The sequence below is a fragment of the Bradyrhizobium genosp. P genome, assembly GCF_049949265.1.
Taxonomy (GTDB): domain Bacteria; phylum Pseudomonadota; class Alphaproteobacteria; order Rhizobiales; family Xanthobacteraceae; genus Bradyrhizobium.
Genome location: NZ_CP188195.1, coordinates 8,301,409 through 8,322,855, shown reverse-complemented (window position 1 = coordinate 8,322,855; position 21,447 = coordinate 8,301,409). Strand labels below are relative to the sequence as shown.

20 protein-coding genes, 1 tRNA gene and 2 pseudogenes are annotated in these 21,447 nt (G+C 60.7%); 9 read left to right on the top strand and 14 right to left on the bottom strand.

The window, feature by feature from the left end:
- The first annotated feature begins 54 nt into the window (after window positions 1-54).
- Complete coding sequence (locus ACP2YO_RS39935) at window positions 55-198, top strand: alpha/beta fold hydrolase (RefSeq protein WP_426436683.1); 144 nt, start codon at window positions 55-57, stop codon at window positions 196-198.
- A gap of 118 nt (window positions 199-316) precedes the next feature.
- A complete protein-coding gene (locus ACP2YO_RS39930; RefSeq protein ID WP_426436682.1) occupies window positions 317-700 on the top strand; it encodes a hypothetical protein in 384 nt (127 codons plus the stop codon).
- 101 nt (window positions 701-801) lie between these two features.
- Here the strand turns inward: ACP2YO_RS39930 and ACP2YO_RS39925 are convergent.
- Both ACP2YO_RS39925 and ACP2YO_RS39920 read right to left on the bottom strand, forming a co-directional pair.
- Window positions 802-1,086 (bottom strand): annotated as a pseudogene (locus tag ACP2YO_RS39925) (tyrosine-type recombinase/integrase); the annotation flags it as partial.
- 160 nt (window positions 1,087-1,246) lie between these two features.
- Window positions 1,247-1,606, bottom strand: coding sequence for a GFA family protein (locus ACP2YO_RS39920; protein ID WP_426436681.1), 360 nt, complete (start codon window positions 1,604-1,606; stop codon window positions 1,247-1,249).
- 250 nt (window positions 1,607-1,856) lie between these two features.
- Here ACP2YO_RS39920 and ACP2YO_RS39915 point away from each other — a divergent pair, with 250 nt between their 5' ends.
- The 3 genes from ACP2YO_RS39915 to ACP2YO_RS39905 all read left to right on the top strand — a co-directional run bounded on the left by ACP2YO_RS39915 (window position 1,857) and on the right by ACP2YO_RS39905 (window position 7,361).
- Entirely contained in the window at window positions 1,857-3,164 is a 1,308-nt protein-coding gene (locus tag ACP2YO_RS39915; RefSeq protein ID WP_426436680.1) for an NAD(P)-binding domain-containing protein, read from the top strand.
- Window positions 3,165-3,590: 426 nt separating this feature from the next.
- Window positions 3,591-4,757, top strand: a complete 1,167-nt coding sequence (locus tag ACP2YO_RS39910) for a sensor histidine kinase (protein WP_426436679.1) — start codon at window positions 3,591-3,593, stop codon at window positions 4,755-4,757.
- Window positions 4,758-5,339: 582 nt separating this feature from the next.
- Window positions 5,340-7,361, top strand: a complete 2,022-nt coding sequence (locus ACP2YO_RS39905) for a PAS domain S-box protein (RefSeq protein WP_426436678.1) — start codon at window positions 5,340-5,342, stop codon at window positions 7,359-7,361.
- A 218-nt stretch (window positions 7,362-7,579) separates the two neighbouring features.
- Here the strand turns inward: ACP2YO_RS39905 and rpoH are convergent, their stop codons facing one another.
- Together rpoH and ACP2YO_RS39895 are read right to left on the bottom strand one after the other, a co-directional pair.
- Window positions 7,580-8,479: an RNA polymerase sigma factor RpoH gene (rpoH, locus tag ACP2YO_RS39900; protein WP_426436677.1), complete on the bottom strand. Its 900-nt coding sequence runs from the start codon at window positions 8,477-8,479 to the stop codon at window positions 7,580-7,582.
- Window positions 8,480-8,695: 216 nt separating this feature from the next.
- On the bottom strand, window positions 8,696-9,676 hold the full coding sequence (locus tag ACP2YO_RS39895) for an RluA family pseudouridine synthase (protein WP_426443434.1): 981 nt from the start codon (window positions 9,674-9,676) through the stop codon (window positions 8,696-8,698).
- Window positions 9,677-9,723: 47 nt separating this feature from the next.
- On the opposite strand from ACP2YO_RS39895, the gene ACP2YO_RS39890 reads away from it, so the two are divergent.
- The 3 genes from ACP2YO_RS39890 to ACP2YO_RS39880 all read left to right on the top strand — a co-directional run bounded on the left by ACP2YO_RS39890 (window position 9,724) and on the right by ACP2YO_RS39880 (window position 12,630).
- Window positions 9,724-10,059, top strand: a complete 336-nt coding sequence (locus ACP2YO_RS39890; protein WP_426436676.1) for a hypothetical protein — start codon at window positions 9,724-9,726, stop codon at window positions 10,057-10,059.
- A gap of 126 nt (window positions 10,060-10,185) precedes the next feature.
- Window positions 10,186-10,833, top strand: a complete 648-nt coding sequence (locus tag ACP2YO_RS39885; RefSeq protein ID WP_426436675.1) for a ubiquinol-cytochrome c reductase iron-sulfur subunit — start codon at window positions 10,186-10,188, stop codon at window positions 10,831-10,833.
- A 66-nt stretch (window positions 10,834-10,899) separates the two neighbouring features.
- A complete protein-coding gene (locus tag ACP2YO_RS39880) occupies window positions 10,900-12,630 on the top strand; it encodes a methanol/ethanol family PQQ-dependent dehydrogenase (RefSeq protein ID WP_426436674.1) in 1,731 nt (576 codons plus the stop codon).
- Between the two features lie 264 nt (window positions 12,631-12,894).
- On the opposite strand, the gene ACP2YO_RS39875 is transcribed toward ACP2YO_RS39880, so the two are convergent.
- Both ACP2YO_RS39875 and ACP2YO_RS39870 read right to left on the bottom strand, forming a co-directional pair.
- Window positions 12,895-15,222: a molybdopterin cofactor-binding domain-containing protein gene (locus ACP2YO_RS39875; RefSeq protein ID WP_426436673.1), complete on the bottom strand. Its 2,328-nt coding sequence runs from the start codon at window positions 15,220-15,222 to the stop codon at window positions 12,895-12,897.
- A 1-nt stretch (window position 15,223) separates the two neighbouring features.
- A complete protein-coding gene (locus ACP2YO_RS39870; protein ID WP_426436672.1) occupies window positions 15,224-15,676 on the bottom strand; it encodes a (2Fe-2S)-binding protein in 453 nt (150 codons plus the stop codon).
- Between the two features lie 454 nt (window positions 15,677-16,130).
- Here ACP2YO_RS39870 and ACP2YO_RS39865 point away from each other — a divergent pair.
- A tRNA-Glu gene (locus ACP2YO_RS39865) sits at window positions 16,131-16,205 on the top strand.
- 523 nt (window positions 16,206-16,728) lie between these two features.
- On the opposite strand, the gene ACP2YO_RS39860 is transcribed toward ACP2YO_RS39865, so the two are convergent.
- The 8 genes and pseudogenes from ACP2YO_RS39860 to ACP2YO_RS39825 form a co-directional block, all read right to left on the bottom strand.
- Window positions 16,729-17,508, bottom strand: a complete 780-nt coding sequence (locus ACP2YO_RS39860; protein WP_426436671.1) for a DUF3050 domain-containing protein — start codon at window positions 17,506-17,508, stop codon at window positions 16,729-16,731.
- A 510-nt stretch (window positions 17,509-18,018) separates the two neighbouring features.
- Complete coding sequence (locus ACP2YO_RS39855; protein ID WP_426436670.1) at window positions 18,019-18,327, bottom strand: hypothetical protein; 309 nt, start codon at window positions 18,325-18,327, stop codon at window positions 18,019-18,021.
- Between the two features lie 544 nt (window positions 18,328-18,871).
- On the bottom strand, window positions 18,872-19,168 hold the full coding sequence (locus tag ACP2YO_RS39850) for a HigA family addiction module antitoxin (protein ID WP_426436669.1): 297 nt from the start codon (window positions 19,166-19,168) through the stop codon (window positions 18,872-18,874).
- Window positions 19,169-19,209: 41 nt separating this feature from the next.
- Window positions 19,210-19,308, bottom strand: a pseudogene (locus ACP2YO_RS39845) (type II toxin-antitoxin system RelE/ParE family toxin); the annotation flags it as partial.
- A gap of 24 nt (window positions 19,309-19,332) precedes the next feature.
- On the bottom strand, window positions 19,333-19,653 hold the full coding sequence (locus ACP2YO_RS39840) for a helix-turn-helix domain-containing protein (RefSeq protein ID WP_426436668.1): 321 nt from the start codon (window positions 19,651-19,653) through the stop codon (window positions 19,333-19,335).
- Window positions 19,650-19,913: a type II toxin-antitoxin system RelE/ParE family toxin gene (locus ACP2YO_RS39835; RefSeq protein WP_426436667.1), complete on the bottom strand. Its 264-nt coding sequence runs from the start codon at window positions 19,911-19,913 to the stop codon at window positions 19,650-19,652. The genes ACP2YO_RS39840 and ACP2YO_RS39835 overlap by 4 nt, the downstream gene beginning before the upstream one ends.
- Before the next feature lie 212 nt (window positions 19,914-20,125).
- Entirely contained in the window at window positions 20,126-20,392 is a 267-nt protein-coding gene (locus ACP2YO_RS39830) for an HGGxSTG domain-containing protein (RefSeq protein ID WP_426436666.1), read from the bottom strand.
- The gene (locus ACP2YO_RS39825) at window positions 20,389-21,081 is read right to left on the bottom strand and encodes a hypothetical protein (RefSeq protein ID WP_426436665.1); all 693 of its coding nucleotides are present in this window, start codon (window positions 21,079-21,081) and stop codon (window positions 20,389-20,391) included. Before ACP2YO_RS39825 ends, ACP2YO_RS39830 begins: the two co-directional genes overlap by 4 nt.
- Between the last annotated feature and the right edge of the window lie 366 nt (window positions 21,082-21,447).

Genomic DNA, 21,447 nt, shown 5'->3' with positions numbered 1-21,447 from the left:
CCCGGGAGGAAGCAGGACGGGGGCACCTATCAGCGCTCGGTGTTATACGAAGCCATGCAGTCGAAAGCCTGCACCAACATGATCGGCTATCATCTGGTCGAGGGCGCCGGCCACCGGGTGCAGCAGGAGCAGCCGCGGAAGGTTAGCCGGCTGCTGCTGCAATTCCTGCACCGTACTGCCGCACGTTCAGCAAATTAAGGCGTCGGGGGGCGCCATCTCGCCACAGGGCATTAACGTCCCTTTCAGGGAACATCCCGGAATGTTTGACGTTGCGGAATACCGGCGTTGGGTCCGGCGACCGTTTTGGAGAACAACTATGGACAAGAAGATCTCTGGACTATTGGGAGCGGTTGCCGCGCTCGGGACATTCGGCTCCGCCGACGCTGCGCCCGCGCCAGCGCCGGCCGATGCCTTGCAGGCCAGTTCATACGCCGAGCTGCTTGAGCCCATCCCGAATGCTGTAGCCCTGCTGCGGGCTATCGATGAACAAGCGCCAGCGAAGGCAAGCGAGAACATTCAGCTCGCTCAGTACTACTATCATCATCATCATCATCATCACCATCATCACCACAGCTTCTATCCTCGCGGCTATTATCAAGAAGCGCCGATCGTGGTGGTGCCACGGTATCGGCGGTACCATCACCATCACCACCACCACCACCATCATCACAGCTTCTATCGCCGCTATGATGAGTATTGATTCCCGGACATCAGGGAAACCATTGAACAGGACCTTCGGGTCCTGTTTGCTTGTGTCGCTAACTCTTCGGGCTTTTTCCTTCGCCGCGCGGTGCAGGTGCCGATAGATCGGCCGGTCTTCTTCCGCCGAACGGTTGCGCGGTCGGCCGCGTAGCCGCTGGGTGCCATGTCATCGACTTTCAGCGCCACGACGTCGCAGCCGCGGAGTTTACTGTCGATGGCGAGATTGAATAAAGCAAGATCCCGAACGCGACTTTCGACTTGGAGCTTTGTTCGAATGGACCACACGTGCTTAGGCCGAAGTGGCGGCTTCGCTCCAACGATCTTCCCCTTATTCCAGGGGATGCGTTTGGATGCCACTTCAGTAACGCTTGAGACGTCAGCCATGATGGCCTCCTCGGTTAGTGAGGCGGGCCATTTTGAAGCCGGTAAGCTCCTGAAAGCACGTCGGCTTTCAGACCGCTCGAGACGTAGGTCGGTTCGATTCAACGGAACAGGCGACGCGATTGACCCGACTCGGACTTCGGATCAGGGCGCCCTTCTAAATCTAAATGAAATGGTGCCCCTCGAAGACGGTCGGTGCCGCCGGGGCTCCCTCGTTGAGCATTGTGTGCTGGCGAAACGTTTTTACTCCGGCAGGTATGACCGTGCCGTGCTGCGCAGAGTCTAGAAAGATATGCCGGGTTATTTCCGGCCGACGATCGAACCAGTTCGGGTCATCGAATGTGCCGCCATAGACCCCGTATACTGCCGGGAACCGTTCCAGGTCGAGATACAGCTTGGTGCCGCAGGCGGCGCAGAAATTGATGGTGACCCGCTTTCCGCTGCCTTTGGAAGCTTGCGTGAAGGTAGCAGGTTTGCCAGCCGTCACTTCAAAGGATGTCTTCTCGAAGATCGGTTCTACCATGTAAGCCGATCCGGTTGCTCTCTGGCAGAATCTGCAATGACAATAGGTGACCCGTATCGGCTGGGCGCTGGCGGCGTACCGGATTGTGCCGCAAAGGCAGCCTCCTCGAAAGACAGACATATCGACCCCCGTCAGGAACACACCTATGGTGTAGCGGCCCTGCCGCTCGTCAGCAAACGGTGCGGTGGGTTTTCATGGCTTGGCGCATCCCAACGTTGGCACGCTTGTGCAACCGGAATCGAGGAGTCCCATGACCGACTCGGATCACATTGACGTTGCCATTGTTGGAGGCGGCCCCGGCGGGGTAATCGCCTTGTACTATGCAACGCAAGCGGGACTTAAAACTATCCTGCTGGAAAAGCAGGATACAGTCGGCGGACTGTGGGCGCAGTTGCCGGCATGGCAGGACATTCAAAACCGAGCCGAGGATTGGACACTCGGCGATCTTCCAATCGCGGGGGTTGATCAGTCCAGCATCCTCGCCAATATCCAGCAATGGGTTCACCAGTTCGATCTGGGACAGCACATTCGGCTCGGTACCACGGCACTTTATGCGACACCGACACAGGAAGGGTGGACCATCAAGACGTCGGCGGGTGAGCTGAGAGCGAAAGCGCTGATCTCCGCAACGGGTGTTCACAACAGGCCAATTATTCCTGACGTTGAGCGAAGCCGCTCCGACGTTGTCGAAGTGCATTCCTCAATGCTCCGCGACCCGACCAGTCTGTCGGGAAAGAGGGTTATCGTTGCAGGCGGCGGCGCATCGGCATTCGACTTGGTCGACCTCAGCCTTGAACATGGCGCATCGCAAGTGGTTTGGGTGTACCACTCGTTGAGATGGATGGTCCCGACGCGAAAGCCAAAGAGATTCGCCAGTAACTTGCGCGAATTGGCCAAACGACACATGCTCGGTGAATCCGCCGCGCAAATCGGATCGGTCATCGATGCGGAATTGCGTGCTCGATACCAGAAATTCGGCATGGAAGAACTGTTGCCGGACGCTCCGTTCGATACCGAAAAGGACCAGCTCATTCCCGGACGCTGGCGCCTGATAGAGAATCTCGGCCGGATCGAGCGGCATCGCGATGACATTAGGAAAATCGAGGGAAGGTCGGTCGTGCTGCGATCCGGGACGACAATCGCGGCTGACGTGATACTTTGGGGAACGGGCTACGAAATGGACCTTTCCTACCTGCAGGCGGTCGGATTGAACCAGATTACCCGTCCCGACCAGCTCGCGCGCCGCTGCGGTTCGATGGTCGTGGGCCTCGATGCGCCAAACCTCTATTTCGTTTCCGTCGGACTGGAATCAACGAGTGCGACGCCCTGGCAATATGCGCATCTGGCGCGGACCATTGTCTCTCAAATCTGCGGTACAGCGAAGCTGAACAAGGAGCCTGTCTTGCGGCACCTCAATTATTTCGGAGTGCCGACCTTTCTTGCCGAATTCGATCCGGCCAGCTATCCGAGCGACACTTGGCGGAACGAGTACGTCTCGTTAGTTACAGACTTTCCGAACGAACGGCCTTTCCCAATACCCGTAATGCCGACTGGGTGATCGGAAAGTGCGCTTGACTTCCGCTTTTGGCCCGTCTGCGACGTCCAGACCGGCTCGTGGGTGGTCTGGCTTTGGAGGTAGACCGGAAGCGACCGGGCGGCCGCCAAAACGGCGCAAATGACCAAAGGCGACCTGGCGCGTCAACAGCGGCCGCTCAAATATAAGTTGCGACATTGGAACCATTTATCATTTTGGTTGTTGTGAAGTATCCCCGAGCGCAGCGGGATCGGCGACCAGCCCCACCGTTATCTCTCCCCGCTTAATTGTGCGCGATTGGCGCAGATATTGCTCCGTGAGGATGGAGACGCCGATCCGGTTTCCGGTACGCGCTATAAAATGCGCCTGCATCCGCGGAGTAGGTTAGCCTGACGTCACTGAGCAATTGGCGTGGGCGATCATTTTTGGCTCCTTTCCAGGAGCTCTCGCATGCCATCAGATTTTAACGGTTCTCCAGCCAACGTTCTGGTCGTCGAAGATGAAATGGTGTTGCGCATGCGCGCGGTAGACATTGTTGAGGATGCAGGATTTACCGCGATCGAAGCCGTCAATGCTGACGAGGCAATTTCCATTCTCGAAGCGCGCTCGGATATCTCGTTGTTGTTTACCGATATCCAGATGCCAGGCAGCATGGACGGTCTGAAACTCGCCCACGCAGTCCACGACCGCTGGCCGGAAATCAAGATCATTCTGGTTTCCGGCCAGGTGAACCCATCTGAAGCCGAGCGGCCAACGGACAGCCGCTTCTTTGGAAAGCCGCTGGGAGTCGAGGAAATGACTGCCCAACTCCAAGTGATGATCGGTATGGGCGCGTTGAAGATCGTCCCAAACGCAACGATGGCGGCTGCGGATGAGACGCCTCATCCCTCTGCGCATGAGGCGGTTTTGACGGCTGAGAATGACAGCCTTCGGCTATTGCTGGAACAAGCTGGAATAGACGCCAAAACCTTGCTTGCGCAAGCCGGCATAGACGCCAAGGAGCGCGAGGCAGCCGACAAGCTGCAGAAGCTCATCCTTGGCGAACTCCATCATCGCGTCAAGAATACCCTTGCCACAGTGAGCGCAATTGCGTCGCAAAGCTTCCGAGCAGCCACGAGTGTTGAGCACGGACAAAAGGCCATGGAGGGCCGATTGATCGCGTTAGGACGCGCCCACGATCTGCTCATGCAGGTCAGCTGGGCGAGCGCCAGTCTCACGCATACCTTAAGCGGAGCAACCGATCCGTATGACAGCACCGGCGGCAGGCGGTTTCATTTCAATGGGCCTGACATTCGAATTACGTCCGGTGCAGTTATTGCGCTGGCGATGACCTTCAATGAACTGTGCACCAATACCACGAAATTCGGCGCTCTTTCCAACCCGGCCGGCCGCGTAGAAGTTGCGTGGACGATCGACGAGATGAAACAGCGCCTTCGGCTTACTTGGACCGAAAGCGGCGGTCCCGCGGTTGAAGTGCCAACACGACGAAGTTTCGGTACCCGAATGATGGAGTCCCTTGGACAGCAATTGAGTGGCCAAGTTCATCTCGCTTATGAGCGATCCGGGTTTGTCTACTTGTTGGATGTACCAATCAACTCAGTAATCGCGGCCGTGTGATGCGCCATGGTAGTCCCTATCACAGCGCGGCAAGGAGTAATCTGTTGCTCATAGATAACAGAAAGCCACGTTCTTGCATGGATCAGTTCGATCGACACGCCGAGAGTGAGCATATGAATGACGGGTGGATCGAGAAGCTGACTGCCCGCCTATCGGCACTCATACATCGAGTAGCCGCAAGTTGTGGTTCGGTACCTTAAATTCTGCCAGCATCGTTGGCGGTTTCGTTGTCTGCTTGTGGCCCATCGCGTCAGTTGGCGCAGTGCAGCGGTATGTCTGGAGATGGGGGCAGATCGGACGTGGCAGGCCAGCGGCACAATGTAGAGTTTGACCCGAACCGGACCTTCTGCGCCCAACGGAAGGGAATTTGCATACACGGTCTCCAAATTGTGGTTGGCTGAGTGGTCACCGGCTGCAACGGCGGCGTCAAAGGCACCCTGGCAAGGTAGGGATCAGGCACCTAGCTAAGGGTTCATACGCTGTTCGGTCGGGAGCTAACTCGTTGTTGCCAGACGGGTGATCTCGCGCCGCAGATGGCGCATTTCGTTCGGCTGCTGCGGCATTGAAGTGGGAAATCAGCTCATGGCTGAAAGCAATCCGTCTAGGCTTGCTGCTACGCAATCCGCCTCGGCGCTGCAGCGGTTCGCCTCGATCATCGAATCGTCTGATGATGCAATTATCAGTAAGGACATCGATGGCACCATCGCCAGCTGGAACGAGGGAGCCCGGAGGCTCTTCGGCTACACGGCCGAAGAAGCAATCGGCAAGCCGGTCACCATCCTCATTCCAAGGGATCGCCACGACGAGGAAGCCAAAATTCTCGAGCGCGTCCGCAGCGGCCAACGCGTCGACACTTACGAAACCATTCGCCGGCATAAAGACGGAAGCCTGATCGATGTTTCACTCACCGTGTCGCCTGTAAAGAACGCGGATGGCAGGGTCATCGGTGCGTCAAAAATCGCGCGGAGTAATGCCGACCGCAAGCAAGTCGAGAAACGCTTGCGCGAAAGCGAGGCGCGCCTGCTGGCCGCCGTCAATCTCGTGAAGCTCGGCCGCTATGCGTGGAATCCACAAACCAACGAGCTGCAATGGGACGACGCGTTGAGGGCCATGTGGGGCCTGCCCGCTGGCGCGCCGGTTGACTACGCGTTGTGGCGCGCGGGCGTGCATCCGGACGACATCGCACGCGTGGAGACGGCAATACAGCGCTGCGTCGACCCTCGCGGCGATGGGGTGTACGACATCGAGTACAGAGTCATCGGAAGAACAGACGGTGTGGAACGCTGGATCGCGACGCGGGGGCAAACCGATTTCGAAGAACAAACTCCCGTTTCGTTTTTTGGAGTGGCGTTGGATATCACCGGTCGCAAACAGATCGAAAGGAATCTTGAGCGCCGCGTTGAAGTACGAACGGGCGAGCTCGAACACGCCAATCGACAGTTGCGCGCTCAGATTGAGCAGCGGGAAATCGCCGAGGCTGAAGCCCAGCAACTGCAACGCCTCGACGCTATCGGGCAGATTACGTCAGGCGTCGCGCACGACTTCAACAATCTACTGAGCGTAGTGCTAACCAACGCGCGTATGTTGTCGCGAAATCTGCGTGATCCATACGATCAGGAAGGTATCGAGCTGATCCGCGCCGCCGCGGAGCGGGGCGCAACTCTCACCGCGCAATTGCTTGCCTTCTCGCGTCAACAGCGGCTTGAGCCAAGAGAGGTCGATCTCAACGGCATCATCACGACGATGCGCGGCCTGCTTAACGCCTCACTGAGTGGAACGATTCAGCTTCGTAGGAATCTCGCCGCCGACCTTTGGCCAGCCTTGGTAGATTCAACCCAAATTCAGTCGGTGATTCTTAATCTGGCGATCAACGCCAGGGATTCCATGCAGTCCGGAGGGACTCTGATCCTCGAAACGTTCAATGCCATCATCGATAAGGCACCCTCTCGCCAAGAAGAGCCGGCTCCGGGAAGGTATGTGGGGCTGGTCGTCCGAGATACGGGCATGGGCATCCCCGATGATGTACGACCCCACGTCTTCGAGCCCTTCTTCACCACTAAAGGACCAGGAAAAGGGTCGGGTCTCGGACTTGCGCAGGTCGTTGGTTTCGCCAAGCAGTCGGGTGGAGGCGTCGCCATTGAGACGCGTGTCGGCGAAGGCACATCGGTGACGGTGTTCTTGCCCTGTGGCGAAGATGTCCGACACGTTGGCGGAAGACTACCTGACGGTGACCAAATTCCAGGGGTCAGGTTAAAGCCGAGTATTCTGGTGGTTGATGATGATCAGGCAGTTCTTAGGTCGACCGTTAGAGCGCTCGAGGCCTTGGGGTACACGGCGGTGCCCGCTGCCAGCGCACAAGAAGCGCTTCGACTGCTCATGGACGGACTGACGACAGACCTCGTTCTTGCAGATTTTGCCATGCCGGAAATGACGGGTGTCGAACTCGCGAAAGCGGTCCACACTAATTATCCCAACTTGGCCGTGATCCTCGTCACGGGCTATGGCGATCGCGAGGATTTTGAGGAGCTTGGAGAAACGCAAATACTTCGGAAGCCCTATGGCGATGACGAACTGATGGCAGCGATTCTGGCGGCCTTAAGCTAGGTGAGGCTTTCTGCAGACTCTGATTTCCGCTTTTGGGCCCTTAGCCGACATGGCCAAGAGCGCCTCTTTTGTCCGCTCCCGAGGTTAATGCGGACATTCGTCGGCAGGCGGATTTATGCGTACGCCCTATTTCAAGGTGCGCGTCGAGCACGACGTTGCAAAAAACAAAAAGCCGGCGTTGCCGCCGGCTTTCGTATCTGTTGGCTGGGTCCGCGAAGTTAGTGCGCGGCTTCCATCACCGCAGCTTCCTGCCGGGCGATCGTGCCCTTGACGGCCGACTGCACCTTTTCGAAGGCGCGGACCTCGATCTGCCGCACGCGCTCGCGCGACACGCCGAACTCGGCGGCGAGGTCTTCCAAGGTCATCGGCTCGTCGGCCAGACGACGCGCCTCGAAGATGCGGCGTTCGCGCGGGTTGAGCACACCGATCGCGCCGTTCAGCGCCTGCCGGCGATGATCGAACTCTTCGCTCTCCGCCATCACGGCTTCGGCGTTGGGCGAGTTGTCGACCAGCCAGTCCTGCCACTCGCCGGCTTCGCCGTCATCGCGGATCGGGGCGTTGAGCGACGCGTCACCGCCGAGGCGGCGATTCATGTCGACCACGTCCTGATCTGTCACGCCGAGGCGCTTGGCAATCAGCTTTACCTGGTCGGGGCGGAGATCCCCCTCTTCCAGAGCGGAGATCTTGCTCTTCGCCTTGCGCAGGTTGAAGAACAGCTTCTTCTGGTTCGCGGTGGTGCCCATCTTTACGAGCGACCAGGAACGCAGGATGTACTCTTGTATCGACGCCTTGATCCACCACATGGCGTAGGTGGCGAGACGGAAGCCCTTCTCGGGTTCGAATCGCTTCACCGCCTGCATCAGGCCGACGTTGCCTTCCGAGACCACCTCGGAGATCGGCAGACCGTAGCCGCGGTAGCCCATGGCGATCTTGGCCACGAGCCTGAGATGGCTGGTGACAAGTTTGTGCGCCGCGTCGCGATCATCATGCTCGCGCCAACGCTTGGCGAGCATGTACTCCTGCTGGGGTTCCAGCATGGGGAACTTGCGGATTTCGGCGAGGTATCTTGAAAGACCGGATTCTCCATTGAGAACCGGTAAGGTAGCTGTACGGGCCATTCGTGCGCCCTCCAGTGGTTCAGGCCCCCGATAGCGGCGGGCCCGGCAGACGGCCGCTGTGTTAAAGCCGGCTGGTCTGCGATGTTCCGCGTTGGATATTCAACGCAACCGCAACATACACCCTGGAGGGGCAAATAGGGAAGGATTGCTGACGTCACGTCCCCGTGTGCCAGATATAACCTATTGTCATGGCTTCGTTTTCCGGCAAGGGGTGCGTCATACCGCCGCTACCAGCGCCCGTTGCAGGAGAAGCAAATCCTCCGGCAAAGGTGCCTCCCAGCGCAAAAATTCCCCGGTCCGGGGGTGCTCCAAAGCCAGCAGATAGGCGTGGAGGGCCTGCCGGTCGAGCGCGGTGAGTGCGTCCTTACCTTCCGTGCCGAGCTGCCCGGACTTGGTTTTGAAGTGGGCGCCGTAAACGCTGTCGCCCATCAGGGGGTGGCCGATATGGGCGAGGTGTACGCGGATCTGATGGGTCCGTCCGGTCTCGAGCTGGCAGGCCAAGAGCGAAGCGACCGGCTTGCCGTCGCGGCCGGCAAAGCTTTCCTTGAGCTCGAAATGGGTGACGGCCTCGCGGCCACCCTGGCGCACCGCCATCTTCTCGCGGGCATGCGGATGACGGTCGATCGGCGCATCGATGGTGCCGTGGGGGCGGTTCGGCACGCCCCAGGCGAACGCCATATAGCCGCGCTGCATCGGGCCGGTGCGGCCGTGATCGGCGAATTGCGCGGTCAGCGACTGGTGGGCCTGGTCGTTCTTGGCGACGACCATGAGGCCCGTGGTGTCCTTGTCGAGCCGGTGCACGATGCCCGGCCGCTTGACGCCGCCGATGCCGGACAGGCTGGTGCCGCAATGGGCGATCAGCGCGTTGACCAGTGTTCCCGTGGCGTGGCCGGCGGCGGGATGCACGACGAGGCCCTTCGGCTTGTCGATGACGATGATGTCGTCGTCCTCGAACACGATATCGAGCGCGATGTTCTCGCCCTGCGGCTCGGCGGCCACCGCCTCCGGCACGTCGATTATGATCGTATCGCCCATGGCGACATGATAAGCGGGGTCGCGAATGGCGGCGTCCTTGACGGTCACGGAACCGGCCAGGATCAGCGCCTTGAGCCGGGACCGCGACAGCTCGGGGGTGCGGTGCGCCAGCACGCGGTCGAGCCGCGCCGACCCCTCGTCGCCGGCGACGATGACCTCCAGCTTCCGACCGTTATTCGAAGAGACCTGTTGCAAAGAAGAGCCTTGTGATGACCGACACTGCCGTGACCGAACCGACCCCCGACCAAACCGCGCTGATCGCGCGGGTAAGGCGGATGATGCTGATCGCGGGCCTGACCTCGGCGCTGGCGGTGGCCGTCGTGTTGATCGCCATCGGCTACCGCCTTTATCGCAGCGAGGGAAGCCCCGTCTCGGTGTCCGACGCCACTGCTGCGCTGCCGAAGGGCGCCCGCATCGTCTCGACCGGCACAGCCGGCGACCGGCTGGTGGTGACGCTTGATATAGGCGGTGCGACCGAAATCCGCACATTCGATGCCAAGACGCTGAAGCCCGTCGGCAGGTTGACCTTCGTCAACGAACCCTGACCGGAACAATCGCGAACGCCGCATCGCGATCAACCCAAAGCTGCAAAGTATTTTTTTCACCTGCGTTCGTGCAGCGGCAACGTGCGCCGCCATCTTTTCGGCCGAGTTGCACGTTCAGCTTGAGCCATGTCGGAGTCCAACCTCAGCGCTTCCATCGAACACATCGATGAATCCAACGCGGCGGTTCCTTGCACCGATCCGACGCGTCGCGCTCTGTTGCTGACGGCGCTTGCTGGTTGCGCCTGTCTTGCGGCGATCGAACCCGCTGCCGCGGACGATGAGCAGCCCGGCGCCAGTGAGCGACCGCAAAAAGCCGATCTGCTGGTTCGCGCCGAAGGCGACAGAGCAGGCGACGTCATCAAGGCGGATGATCTAAAGCTTGGCGGTCCGCCGGTGCGTGCCTGGCCGAAGGACCCGAAAACCTCCGTCATCCGCAACGGCTCGCGCCTGAACGAGGTCGTACTCGTCAAACTCGATCCGAGCGAGTTCGACGACGACACGCGCGCCCGCGCACCCGACGGCATCGTCTGCTACTCCGTCATCTGCTCGCACGCCGGATGTCCGATCACCGAATGGGTGAAAGAGGAGCAGGGCGACAAGAACGTCCTCAAATGTCCCTGTCACAATTCCGAATACGACCCGCGGCAGAGTGCGCAGGTCGTTTTCGGGCCGGCGCCGCGGCGCCTTGCGGCACTGCCGCTGACGGTCGCCGACGGCGCGATCACTGTCGAAGCAACGTTCATCGGGAAGGTGGGTGCTCAGCAGGGAGGATGAGACCGCATCGGGATTTCTGCACGACCTAAACTTAAAAAACAAAACAAAGCAGGGAGGTAGCATCTCATGACAAGTAAGCAATTGCTATTGTCGAGCTGTGTCGCGTTCACGTGCCTCGTCTCGACTTGTGCCGTCGCAGGGCCGATCGAAAACTACAGCCCGGTGACGTCGGCGCGTCTCGAAAATCCTGAAGCCGGCAACTGGATGCTCTATCGCCGGACCTATGACGGACAGGGTTACAGTCCGCTCGACCAGATCAACACCTCGAACGTCAAGGACCTCAAGCCGGTCTGGACCTTCTCCACCGGCGTGCTCGAGGGTCACGAGGCGCCGCCGATCGTCAACAACGGCGTGATGTTCGTCGCAACCCCGATGGGACAGGTGATCGCGCTCAACGCCAAGACCGGCGACGAGTACTGGCGCTACAAGCGTCAGCTTCCCGACGATCTGTTCCAGTTGCATCCGACCAGCCGCGGCGTCGGCCTGTGGGAGGACAAGCTCTATCTTGCCACCACCGACGATCACGTCGTCGCGCTCGATGCCAAGACCGGCAAGGTCGTCTGGGACACCAAGGTCCAGGACTACAAGAAGGGTCAGTACATGACGCTGATGCCCCTGGTGGTCGACGGCAAGGTGATCGTCGGCGGCTCCGGCGGCGAGTTCGGCGTGCGCGGTTATGTCGTCGCCTACGACGCCAACAGCGGCAAGGAACTGTGGCGCACCTTCACCATTCCCGGCGAGGGCGAGCCGGGCCACGACAGCTGGAGCGGCGACGACTGGAAGTCGGGAGGCGGCCCGGCCTGGATGACCGGTACCTACGACACGGACAGCAAGGTGATCTATTGGGGCACCGGCAACGCGGCACCTTGGCCGGGCGCGATGCATCCAGGAGACAATCTCTACACCAGCTCGGTGCTCGGGCTCGATCCCGAGACCGGCAAGATCAAGACCTTCTTCCAGTATCACCAGAACGATTCCTGGGATTGGGATGAGGTCGACGCGCCGATGCTGGTCGACATGCAGCGCGACGGGCGTTCGTTCAAGAGCCTGATCCATCCCGGACGCGACGCGATCTTCTGGGTGCTGGAGCGAAAGCCTGACAGCATCAACTACGTTGCCGGCTGGCCGTTCGTGAAGACCAATGTCTGGAAAGGGGTCGAGGCCGAGACTGGCCGGCCGATCCTCGATCCCGACCATAAGCCGGTGATCGGCAAGCGGGTCGAGTTCTGTCCGTCGCTGTGGGGCGGCAAGGACTGGCCGTCGGCGGCCTACAGCCAGAACACCAAGCTCGTCTACGTTCCCGCCAACGAAAACTTCTGCGGCGGCTTCACCGGCGAGAAGGTGCCGCTGGTTCCCGGACAGCTTTGGCTTGGCACCAAGCCGGAAGACATCGGGCTGACGCCGGTTTCGGGCGCCGATCATTTCGGCGAATTGCAGGCCTGGGATCCGGCGACCGGCAAGAAGGTCTGGCAGCACGACTACAAGACCTCGCAATTGTTCGGCGCGGTGACCGCGACCGCCGGCGACCTCGTTCTCGCCGGCGGCACCAACGACCGCTTCTTCCGCATCTTCAATGCCAGGACCGGCGAGCTGTTGTGGGAGCAAAAGACCAATTCCGGCATCATGGCGATGCCGGTGTCCTATGAGGTGGATGGCACGCAATACATCGCGATCCAGTCGGGTTGGGGTGTCGACGCACAGCGCATCCAGGATGCGCTGGCAGGCAAGGTTGCCGGCTTCGAGAACAACGTGCCGCAAGGCGGCGTTGTCTGGGTCTTTGCGCTCGACAAGAAGTAACGGCGACGCGCGGACAAGGGGCGTTGCGACCGGGGAGCGGCGGATGGGGAGTCCGCCGCTTCCTGGTCCGCGTGCGTGATTGGAGTTCGCTTTATCCGCTAATTCGGTACACCTCTCCCGCTTTTGCGGGGGAGGTCGGATCGCATCGACAGATGCGATCCGGGTGGGGCTCTCTCCACGATGCGAGTCGTGGAGAGAGCCCCACCTTAACCCTGCCCCGCAAGCGGGAGAGGAGACGCATTTCCTTTGCGGTTACTACCTCCCTCACGTCTCCAGCTGCTTGCCGATCGGAAGCGCGCGGATGCGTTTTCCGGTGGCGGCAAAGATCGCGTTGAGCAACGCCGGCGCAAACGGCGGCACGCCGGGTTCGCCGACGCCGCTCGGCGGCGTGTCAGGCCCCGGCGGCACGATGTAGACGTTGGTGACCACAGGCGATTCGTCGATCCGGATCACCGGGAAATCGTCGAAATTGCTCTGCTGCACCTTGCCGTCCTTGAAGCTGATCTCGCCGTACTTGGCGAGGCTCAGTCCCATGATTGCAGCGCCCTCGATCTGCGACTGGATGCGCTCCGGATTGACATAGGTTCCGCAATCGATCGCGGTGTCGACCCGCGGCACGGTGAGCTTGCCCTTGTCGTCGACCGCCACCTCGACCATGGTCGCGATGTAGCTGACAAAGGAACGATGCACGGCGATGCCGAGGCCGTGGCCCTTCGGCAACGACCGTCCCCATTCGCCCTTCTCGGCGACCAGCTCGACCACCTTGCGCAATCGCGCGGTGTCGATCGGGTAGCTGTCATAAGGCTCGCCGTAGTTCCAGGGATCCTTCACCGACGACAGGTCGACGATCCGTGGGCTCCCGATCAGCTCCAGCAGCATGTCCTTCTGGTCGCGGTTTGTCGCATGCGCGATTTCGCCGACCATCGATTGCACCGCGAACGCGTGCGGAACGTTGGAAACCGAGCGGAACCAGCCGATTCGCGTGAACGCGGCGGCTTCCGGATTCTCGCATTGCAAATTGGCGATCTCGAACGGATTGTCGATCAGGCCCATGCCGAGCTCGAACGGCGCTTCATGATTGGCGCCGGCCGCGAAGGTCGAGGCGATGCTCGGTGCCACGCTGCGGTGCCGCCACGCGATCACCTTGCCGCTCTTGTCGAGGCCGGCCTCGATCCGTTCCACCGAGACGGTGTGCAGGAAGTCGTGATGCACATCGTCCTCGCGGGTCCATTGCACCTTGACCGGCGCGCCGAGCTCCTTCGACAGCAGCGCCGCCTCGAGCGCGAAATCGCATTTCGATTTGCGCCCGAAACCGCCGCCGAGCAGCGTCACGTTGACGGTTACGTTGTCCTCGGGGATGCCGAGCGTCTTGGCGACATCCTCGCGGGTACCGCCCGGGCTCTGCACCGGCGCCCAGATCTCGGCCCTGTCGCCCGTGACGTTGGCGACCGCGACCGGCGGCTCCATGCTGACATGGGCGAGATGCGGCAGATAGTATTCGCCTGTGATGACCTTGTCGGCGCTCTTGAGCGCCGCATCGGCATCGCCGTCCTTGCGCACGACGAGGCCCGGCTTTCGCGCGGCCTCTTCGAGTGAGGCGCGGTAGGCGACCGAGTTGTATTTGCCGTTGGCGCCGTCGTCCCAGACGATCTTCAACGCGTCGCGGCCCTTGATCGCAGCGCCGGTGTTGCGCGCGATCACGGCCACGCCGCCGAGTGGCTGGAATTTCGACGGCCACGGCCAGCCCTTGACCTCCATGACCTTCTCGACGCCGGAGACCTTCATCGCGTCGCTGCCGTCGAACGACTTGAGCTTGCCGCCGGTGACGGGCGGGCGCGCGATGACGGCGTATTTCAGGCCTGGCAGGCGGATATCTGCGCCGTAGTGCGCCTTGCCGGTGGTGATGTCGTGGAGATCGACGATTGAGACCTCGCCCTTGCCGAGGTAGCGGAAGTTCTTTGGGTCCTTGAGCTTGAGCCCCTCGATGGCCGGGACCGATTCCTTGGCGGCATCGGCGGCGAGATCGCCGAAGCCGATCTTGCGCCCGCTTGCGCCATGGACCACCTCGTGGTTCTGCGCCTTCACCTCGGTCGCCGGCACGCCCCATTTCTTCGCCGCGGCAGCCTCCAACATCGTGCGCGCCGAGGCGCCGATCTGGCGCATCGGGATCAGATAATGCCGCGTGCTGCGCGAGCCGTCGGTGTCCTGGTTGCCGTACTTGACTTCGTCGCCATGTGCCTGCTGGACACGGACGCGGGACCAGTCGGCTTCCATCTCCTCGGCGACGATCAAGGGCAGGCTGGTGCGGACGCCGGTTCCCATCTCGGAGCGGTGCGCCAGGATGGTGACGACGCCGTCGGGCGCGATCGCGACGAACACGCGCGGATCGACCACGACGCCATGCGGCATCTTGCCGGCGCCGGTCTCATAGGCAAACGCCGGCCGCGACATCACGGGCGCGGCGAGCACGAAAGAGCCGGCGATGCCGAGGCCTTTCAGGATGCTGCGGCGCGAGACGCTCTCGACCTTGACGTGCTTCTCGAAGCCACGAAGCTTGCGAGAGTTGGTCGGGATATTGGTGCGGATGTTCATGTCACACCCCCGTCGATGCGAGATGCACGGCATTCTCGATCCGCTGGTAACAGCCGCAGCGGCAGATGTTGCCCGACATGGCTTCGCGGATCTGGTCGTGCGAGGGTTTTGGGTTCTCGTTCAGGAGAGCCGCGGCCTGCATGATCTGGCCGGCCTGGCAGTAGCCGCACTGCGGAACATTGACCTGACGCCAGGCCTTCTGCACCGGATGATCGCCGGTCGGATGCAACCCTTCGATGGTGGTGACTTCGCGGTCAACCATGTCGGACACCGACGTGATGCAGGCCCGCACCGCCTGCTTGTCGACGATCACAGTGCAGGCGCCGCACAGCGCCTGACCGCAGCCGAATTTGGTGCCGGTCAGGCCGGCTTCGTCGCGGAGATACCAGAGCAGCGAAAGATTCGGGTCGCCATCCCAATTCTGTTCCTGGCCGTTGATTTTTAGCTTGATCATGGTCTGTCCTCGCTCTGCTTAAGCTGTTGACCGGTGCGGTGTAAGGCGCGGAACATCTTCCATCGCCTGCGGCCCGCGTCGTTTCTGTGTGCCAAGATTGTCGGTGAACCAGATTGCCGAACGCCAAGGGCTGGCGCTTTGTTCCGGCACTCCTCTCGCTGTTGTTCGCGCCTTGCCGGCGCGGTCTGGTGGGGATTGCGATGCTACCAGATGGCGACGATGCGCGACTTCACAGGCAGGTGTTCTGCATTTGCGGTCTGTCGAAAGCGCGACCGGACGGTGCGGTGGTGTTCCCGCATAATGCCCGCAGGAGAGGCGCGGGTGTCACGAGGCGGCAGGGCCGCCCCGAAAAGGCCCCCGAGGGCCGTAAAGCATGCCGGGACAAAAACCCCACCGCAGCGAACAAGCCATCTTGCGGCGGCCGGATTTCAAGGCTATTGCCTTCCGTCGCAACGCTCCCTTCGTCTAGCGGTTAGGACGCGGCCCTCTCAAGGCTGAAACAGGGGTTCAATTCCCCTAGGGAGCGCCAGCGAACTCAGGCACCTAGATTGCCATCAGCCACGTTCGTTGAATAATGGTTGAATAAGCCGCTGGTGAACAGCGGCGAACGCTTGGGGAATTTGCTGCCGACATTAGCAGACCAGCCTCGGCGCCATGCCTCACTGTGGCTGGCGCATTCGCGAAAAAATTTCCTCGCCGCCCTTAATTTCCTCGCCGCCCTTGGTGTCCGGAAATATTCAAACTGTGAATCGGCGTGGGGTCCGAGCGCCGATCGGCATCCTAAGTGCTTGATCAACTTCGTATAGACGGGGTCAATATTGTGCGCCGATTAACACGCGGAACGCATCGTCGTGCGCACAAATGACTGCAGACGATCACTTGCCTGCGGTTAGAGATCGCTGATCCGTCAGCCGCTTTGTAAAGCTGGTGCCAGGGGATTTTCGCAGACCGGGGTGCGGAAGACGAGCAGGCCAACATCGAGTCGATCCCGCTTTGAGCCGCCGAACCCCGCCTATCAGGCTGTCCGGCGGCTCGCACTTAGGACACGGTTCTCACGCAGCGCGTGTGGCTCGAAGAGTGCTTAATGTGCCATTCCAAAGCTCGATCCGGGCTTGGATGCTGTTGCACGCGGCCCGTAGCGCGCGTTCGTCCCTCTGCGGCGAATCCGCGACCAGGCCGTCGAGAAGTTCTCTCCCCATTGGGCCATGACTGTCGCCATCGAGCTCGATGTGCCGCTCAATGTAGTAGACGAAATGACGCAAGCGATCTTTGTCGTGCTTGATGCCAGGGAGCGTCTTCTGAAGCCTGCTGAACATCTCGGGGATGATGTCCTCGCGACCATAGAAAAATGCCGCTAAGACCTCTTCCGTCGACCCCGACTGGGCTAACGTCATCGTATGCGCGACAAAAGCTCGGACATGAGGCGGTGTTCCCGTCCGTACCATACTCCGTTCGACCGACGTACCGACTCGCGCCAGCGAGCGAAACGTGTCGAACTGGCGGGTGCTTGCGCCGACATCCGCCATGGCGCGGAGGTAGAGATCCAGGTGGCTGACATAGGAGCCGTCCGGATCGACATCGGTCTCCTCACCAATCACAATATCATTGATCAGGCGCGCGGCCCGCGCATTCTCCGCCGGGAACCACGGCACTTTTGTGCACGTCAGGTCTTGCTGCAGCCGCTTCAGCAGCGACATGAAATCCCAGACCGCGAAGACATGATCTTCCATGAATCGCCTCAGATCGTCGACGGAAGCAACCTCCGCGTAGATGGGATGGTTCAGTAGTCCCGCGCGAAGGGTGGCTAGGTGGTCACGAACCTGCTTCGACATGTTTGACCTCTATTTGGCATGTTTGACCTTGGCTCTGGGTTGAAGGGTGAGCCCGGCTTAGGAGCCCTCATCTCTTTTGTGTAGCGCCAGATACAAGCCGCTATCAGTCGTGCGTGATGCGGTTTGACTATGAGTGATGTGCGCGCCGCCTTTCCCGTTGCGGGCGACACGAGATGGAACGGCGGGATGCAGAGGAGAGCCGTATGCTGCGCGCAGCAGCTTTTCGTTAGGGGAGTCCAAAATAAGGTTGCGTCTGTAACAGTGGAGTCGTGCGAATGCGCCGTGCATGATCCGCGCGCACACTCCTTCCTGACTCTGAATTTATTTCCTGACTTTGAATTTATCCAGGCACGGCTCGCGCAGAGTTGAGCGACGGACTCGTCAACGGCAGTAACGAGCTCGTCAAGGTTCGTAGCGCTTCTTCAAGACCAACGCCACCTGCGAAGAGCATCGCGTTGAGAGCGATCTTGCTGAAGGAGAATGGTTATGTTGCGCAAGACAATTATCGCGTTATTGGCAGTCGCGTCCGTTGGCCTGGCTGCGCCGACAGTGGCGTTGGCACGTGGAGGAGGAGGAGGAGGAGGAGGTGGTGGTGGTGGTGGCCACGGAGGTGGCGGCTTTGGCGGAGGAGGAGGAGGAGGGGGTGGTGGCGGCCACGGAGGTGGCGGCTTTGGCGGCGGCCACGGCGGTGGCTTTGGCGGTGGCGGTTTCGGCGGCGGAGGTTTCCACGGCGGCGGCCTTGCTGGCGGTTTCCACGGTGGCCGAAGCGGCGGCTTCCATACCGGGATAGCTGGCGGTTTCCATGGCGATGGATTCCATGATCGTGGCTTCCGCGGTCGTGGCTTCCGCGGTCGTGGATTCGGCTTCTTCCCATATGACGATGCTTATGATTATCCGTATGGGTATGGCTATTACCCATATGCCTACAACGATACGTACAGTGACAACGGCAGTTGCCGTGTAGTTCATCGACGCGTGCACACCAAGCAAGGCTGGCGTCGGGAGCCCGTTCAAGTCTGCGGTTGATGGACCCTTGTAGATCGATTTCCATCGCGATCTGGAATGGTGAAGGCTAAGAAGCGATCACGGTGACAGTGCACTTAACCCCTCGTTGGTCGATTTAGTGCACTGTCACCGTAATGGTGAGATTAATTACGGTGACAGTGCTGGACTGCACCCCATAGGTGAGACACGGTAATTTCTGTGACAGGTTGTCCCCGAGGATGACCGATGACAGACAAAATGGCGATCAGAACGTTTCCGACGGCGTACAAGCTGAAGAATTACGGTGACAGTGCACTAAACTCCCCGTTGGTTGATTTAGTGTCACCGTAATGGCCAGTGCACTGTCACCGTAACGTCGTTACACCGCCTCGTAAGACGCAATCTTCTTGATCTGCGGCGCGAGCACGTCTTCGGCCGTTTCGAGATCGAAGCGCGCCTGCATGTTCATCCAGAACGCAGCACCGGTCTTGAAAAACTTGCCGGGTCGTAGCGCGGTGTCGGCCGTAACGGGCTTTTCTTCGCGGGCGATGCGCTCGATCCGGGTGCGCAGCACGTTCAGCGCGGCTGCGACCGCGTAAGGTGTCAGCTTGAGCGGAACGAGAAATTCCTCCCGCAGGATTTCGCCGGGATGAACCGGCGGAAGCTTCTTTGCCATTTGCGATCTCCTATTCGGCAGCTGCATTCGGCCGACATGGGCTAGTGATAGTCGACGATCTCCACGTCTTCCGGACCCGCGCCGGTCCACCGGAACACGATCCGCCATTGATCATTGATGCGGATCGAGTGCTTGCCCGCCATCGCCCTTGAGAGCTTCCCCGCTTATACCGGCACGAAATGACCGTGCTGGCGCGGTTTCACCTCGATGCTGACCTCGATATCCTCATTGAGCTTTACCAGCATCGAAATCAGCCGTTCGAGCGTGAAGCGGTCAAGTTTGGCCTGGCGCACGCGGGAGAAGTCCGCCGCCGCGAAGCCGGTCAGCTCGTGCGCCTTGCGCACGCTGATGTCCTTTTCATCGAGGATAGCAACGATCCGCGCTGCGAGAATGGCCTTGGCCTGCTGAATATCCGCGTCGGGATGTCCAAAGTCGCGGAACGCATTGCCGCTGCCGCGTACCAGCTCAAAATCATTCTTGCTCATCGCAACGCCTCCTTCAGCCGCTTAAGTCGCTCCTTGATCCGGTCCACGTCCATCTGCGGCGTTTTGATGCCGCTCTTGGATTTCCTCTGGAAGGCGTCTAGCACCCAGACATCATCGCCGATCTGCACGACATAGATGGCGCGGAAGGCATCCCCCCGATGCCTGAGCGCGATCTCGAACACCCCGCCATCCACGCCCTTGAATGGCTTGGCCGTATCGGCCTTGCCGCCGCGCGCCGCAATGGTCAGTGCCGTCAGCATTTCGCGCTGCACCTCCCGGGGAAATTGCTCGAACTCTTTTCGGGCGGCTTTCAGCCAGGAGACAGGGCGGACCAGATCAGGAATATGGGCGATGTTGTCATATTTGACAACAGAGGTACAGGAATCTTTTTAGACGTTAAGATTCAGTGATTTGCTGTTCCCCCACAGGGAATTAAGGTGACAGCGCTGGACTGCACCGTCGCCGCAACTCATCACTTGATTCCCTCCAGCAGCCTCCGCGCCTCTCCCAACAACACCCGAATCTGCCGTCGCTCAGCGATCGCATCCCTGGTGAACAGGCCGTGCTTGTGCGCGTTCCGGTTTTCCCTTGGCGCGCCGGATCCTTGTGCGCCGCCGTGCATGCGGCAGCGCGTCTTGCCGCGCACCGCCGGCGAGCGGCACGCGCCGCTGCTGCGGGTTTTGGCGCCACACCGCGGGCTCGTGAGCATCGAGCCGGTATTTTTGATGCGATCGCTCATGCCTCTGCGCCTCGCTTGGCATCAGCGGAATCGTGCCGTCGCCTGGCGCCCGCGGCCTTCGGCGCCCGCGCCCCGGATGCCGGCTCCTTGTCCGATACGATCACGCTCGCATGCTGGGTGACGTTGCCGACGATGGCCTTGCCGCCGTCCTCCACCCTCACGTTCTGCACGGTGATGGCGGGTTCGCCGTGGCTGCGGTGGCGGTTCAGCGCCTCGATCTGGGCGGGAAAGGTGCGGGTGAGCCTGCCTAACGCGCGCGCGGCGCTGTCGTGCTGGGCGAGGTCGTCCGCGGTCGCGAGGTGATGGGCACATCGCATCGCCATCACATGAACCGAAACCATCTGCGCCACCAGCATGGCCTCGACGGAATCCCTTGGGCGAATGCTCTTCACCATCGAAATCATGAAAGCGAGGTTGACCTCGCAGGCCTTGCCGCCGTTCACGCTGGCCTTGACCAATTGCCGGAGGATGCCCTCCATCGCGTCGCGGTCGGCGGCCCCCAGTGTATCAGCCATCAGCTGTTCGCCGAGTTTCGGGTCAGGGTGGTCGATGGAGAATCCACGCGGCGAGAGCCTGATCTGCGGGGTTGCAGCAGCCTTCGGGTTTACGGCAGCCTTGGCTTCAGCAGTCTTGGCTTCATCGGTTGCGGTGATCGCCGTTGGCATCAGGAGGTCGGGAGCTTTGCTCATGTCGAGAATTCCTTGGCATGTGCGCGGCAAGCGCGCGGTTACGCCCTGCGCAGGCGATCGTTCGCCGCGGCGAGCCGTTGCAATGTCATGAGTGGGGTGAGAATTGTCGGCCGCAATCGCGACGGATGCGCCGCTATCGCCGGGCGGCGGACGTCTGCAGGATTTCGGAATAATGGAAAAATGCCACTGATTTGCCCGACGTGTCAAGTTGCTTTTCCGGGTGCCGGCGGGCCGCCCGCACCTTTGCATGGGGTTGTTTTCGATATTTTGCCGCCAGGCAACACGTCTTCGGCCAGGAAGGTTCTACGCACGAGCCGGCGCACACGCGCTCGGCTTTCCTCCGGTCGGTCCGGTTTCGGGACAATA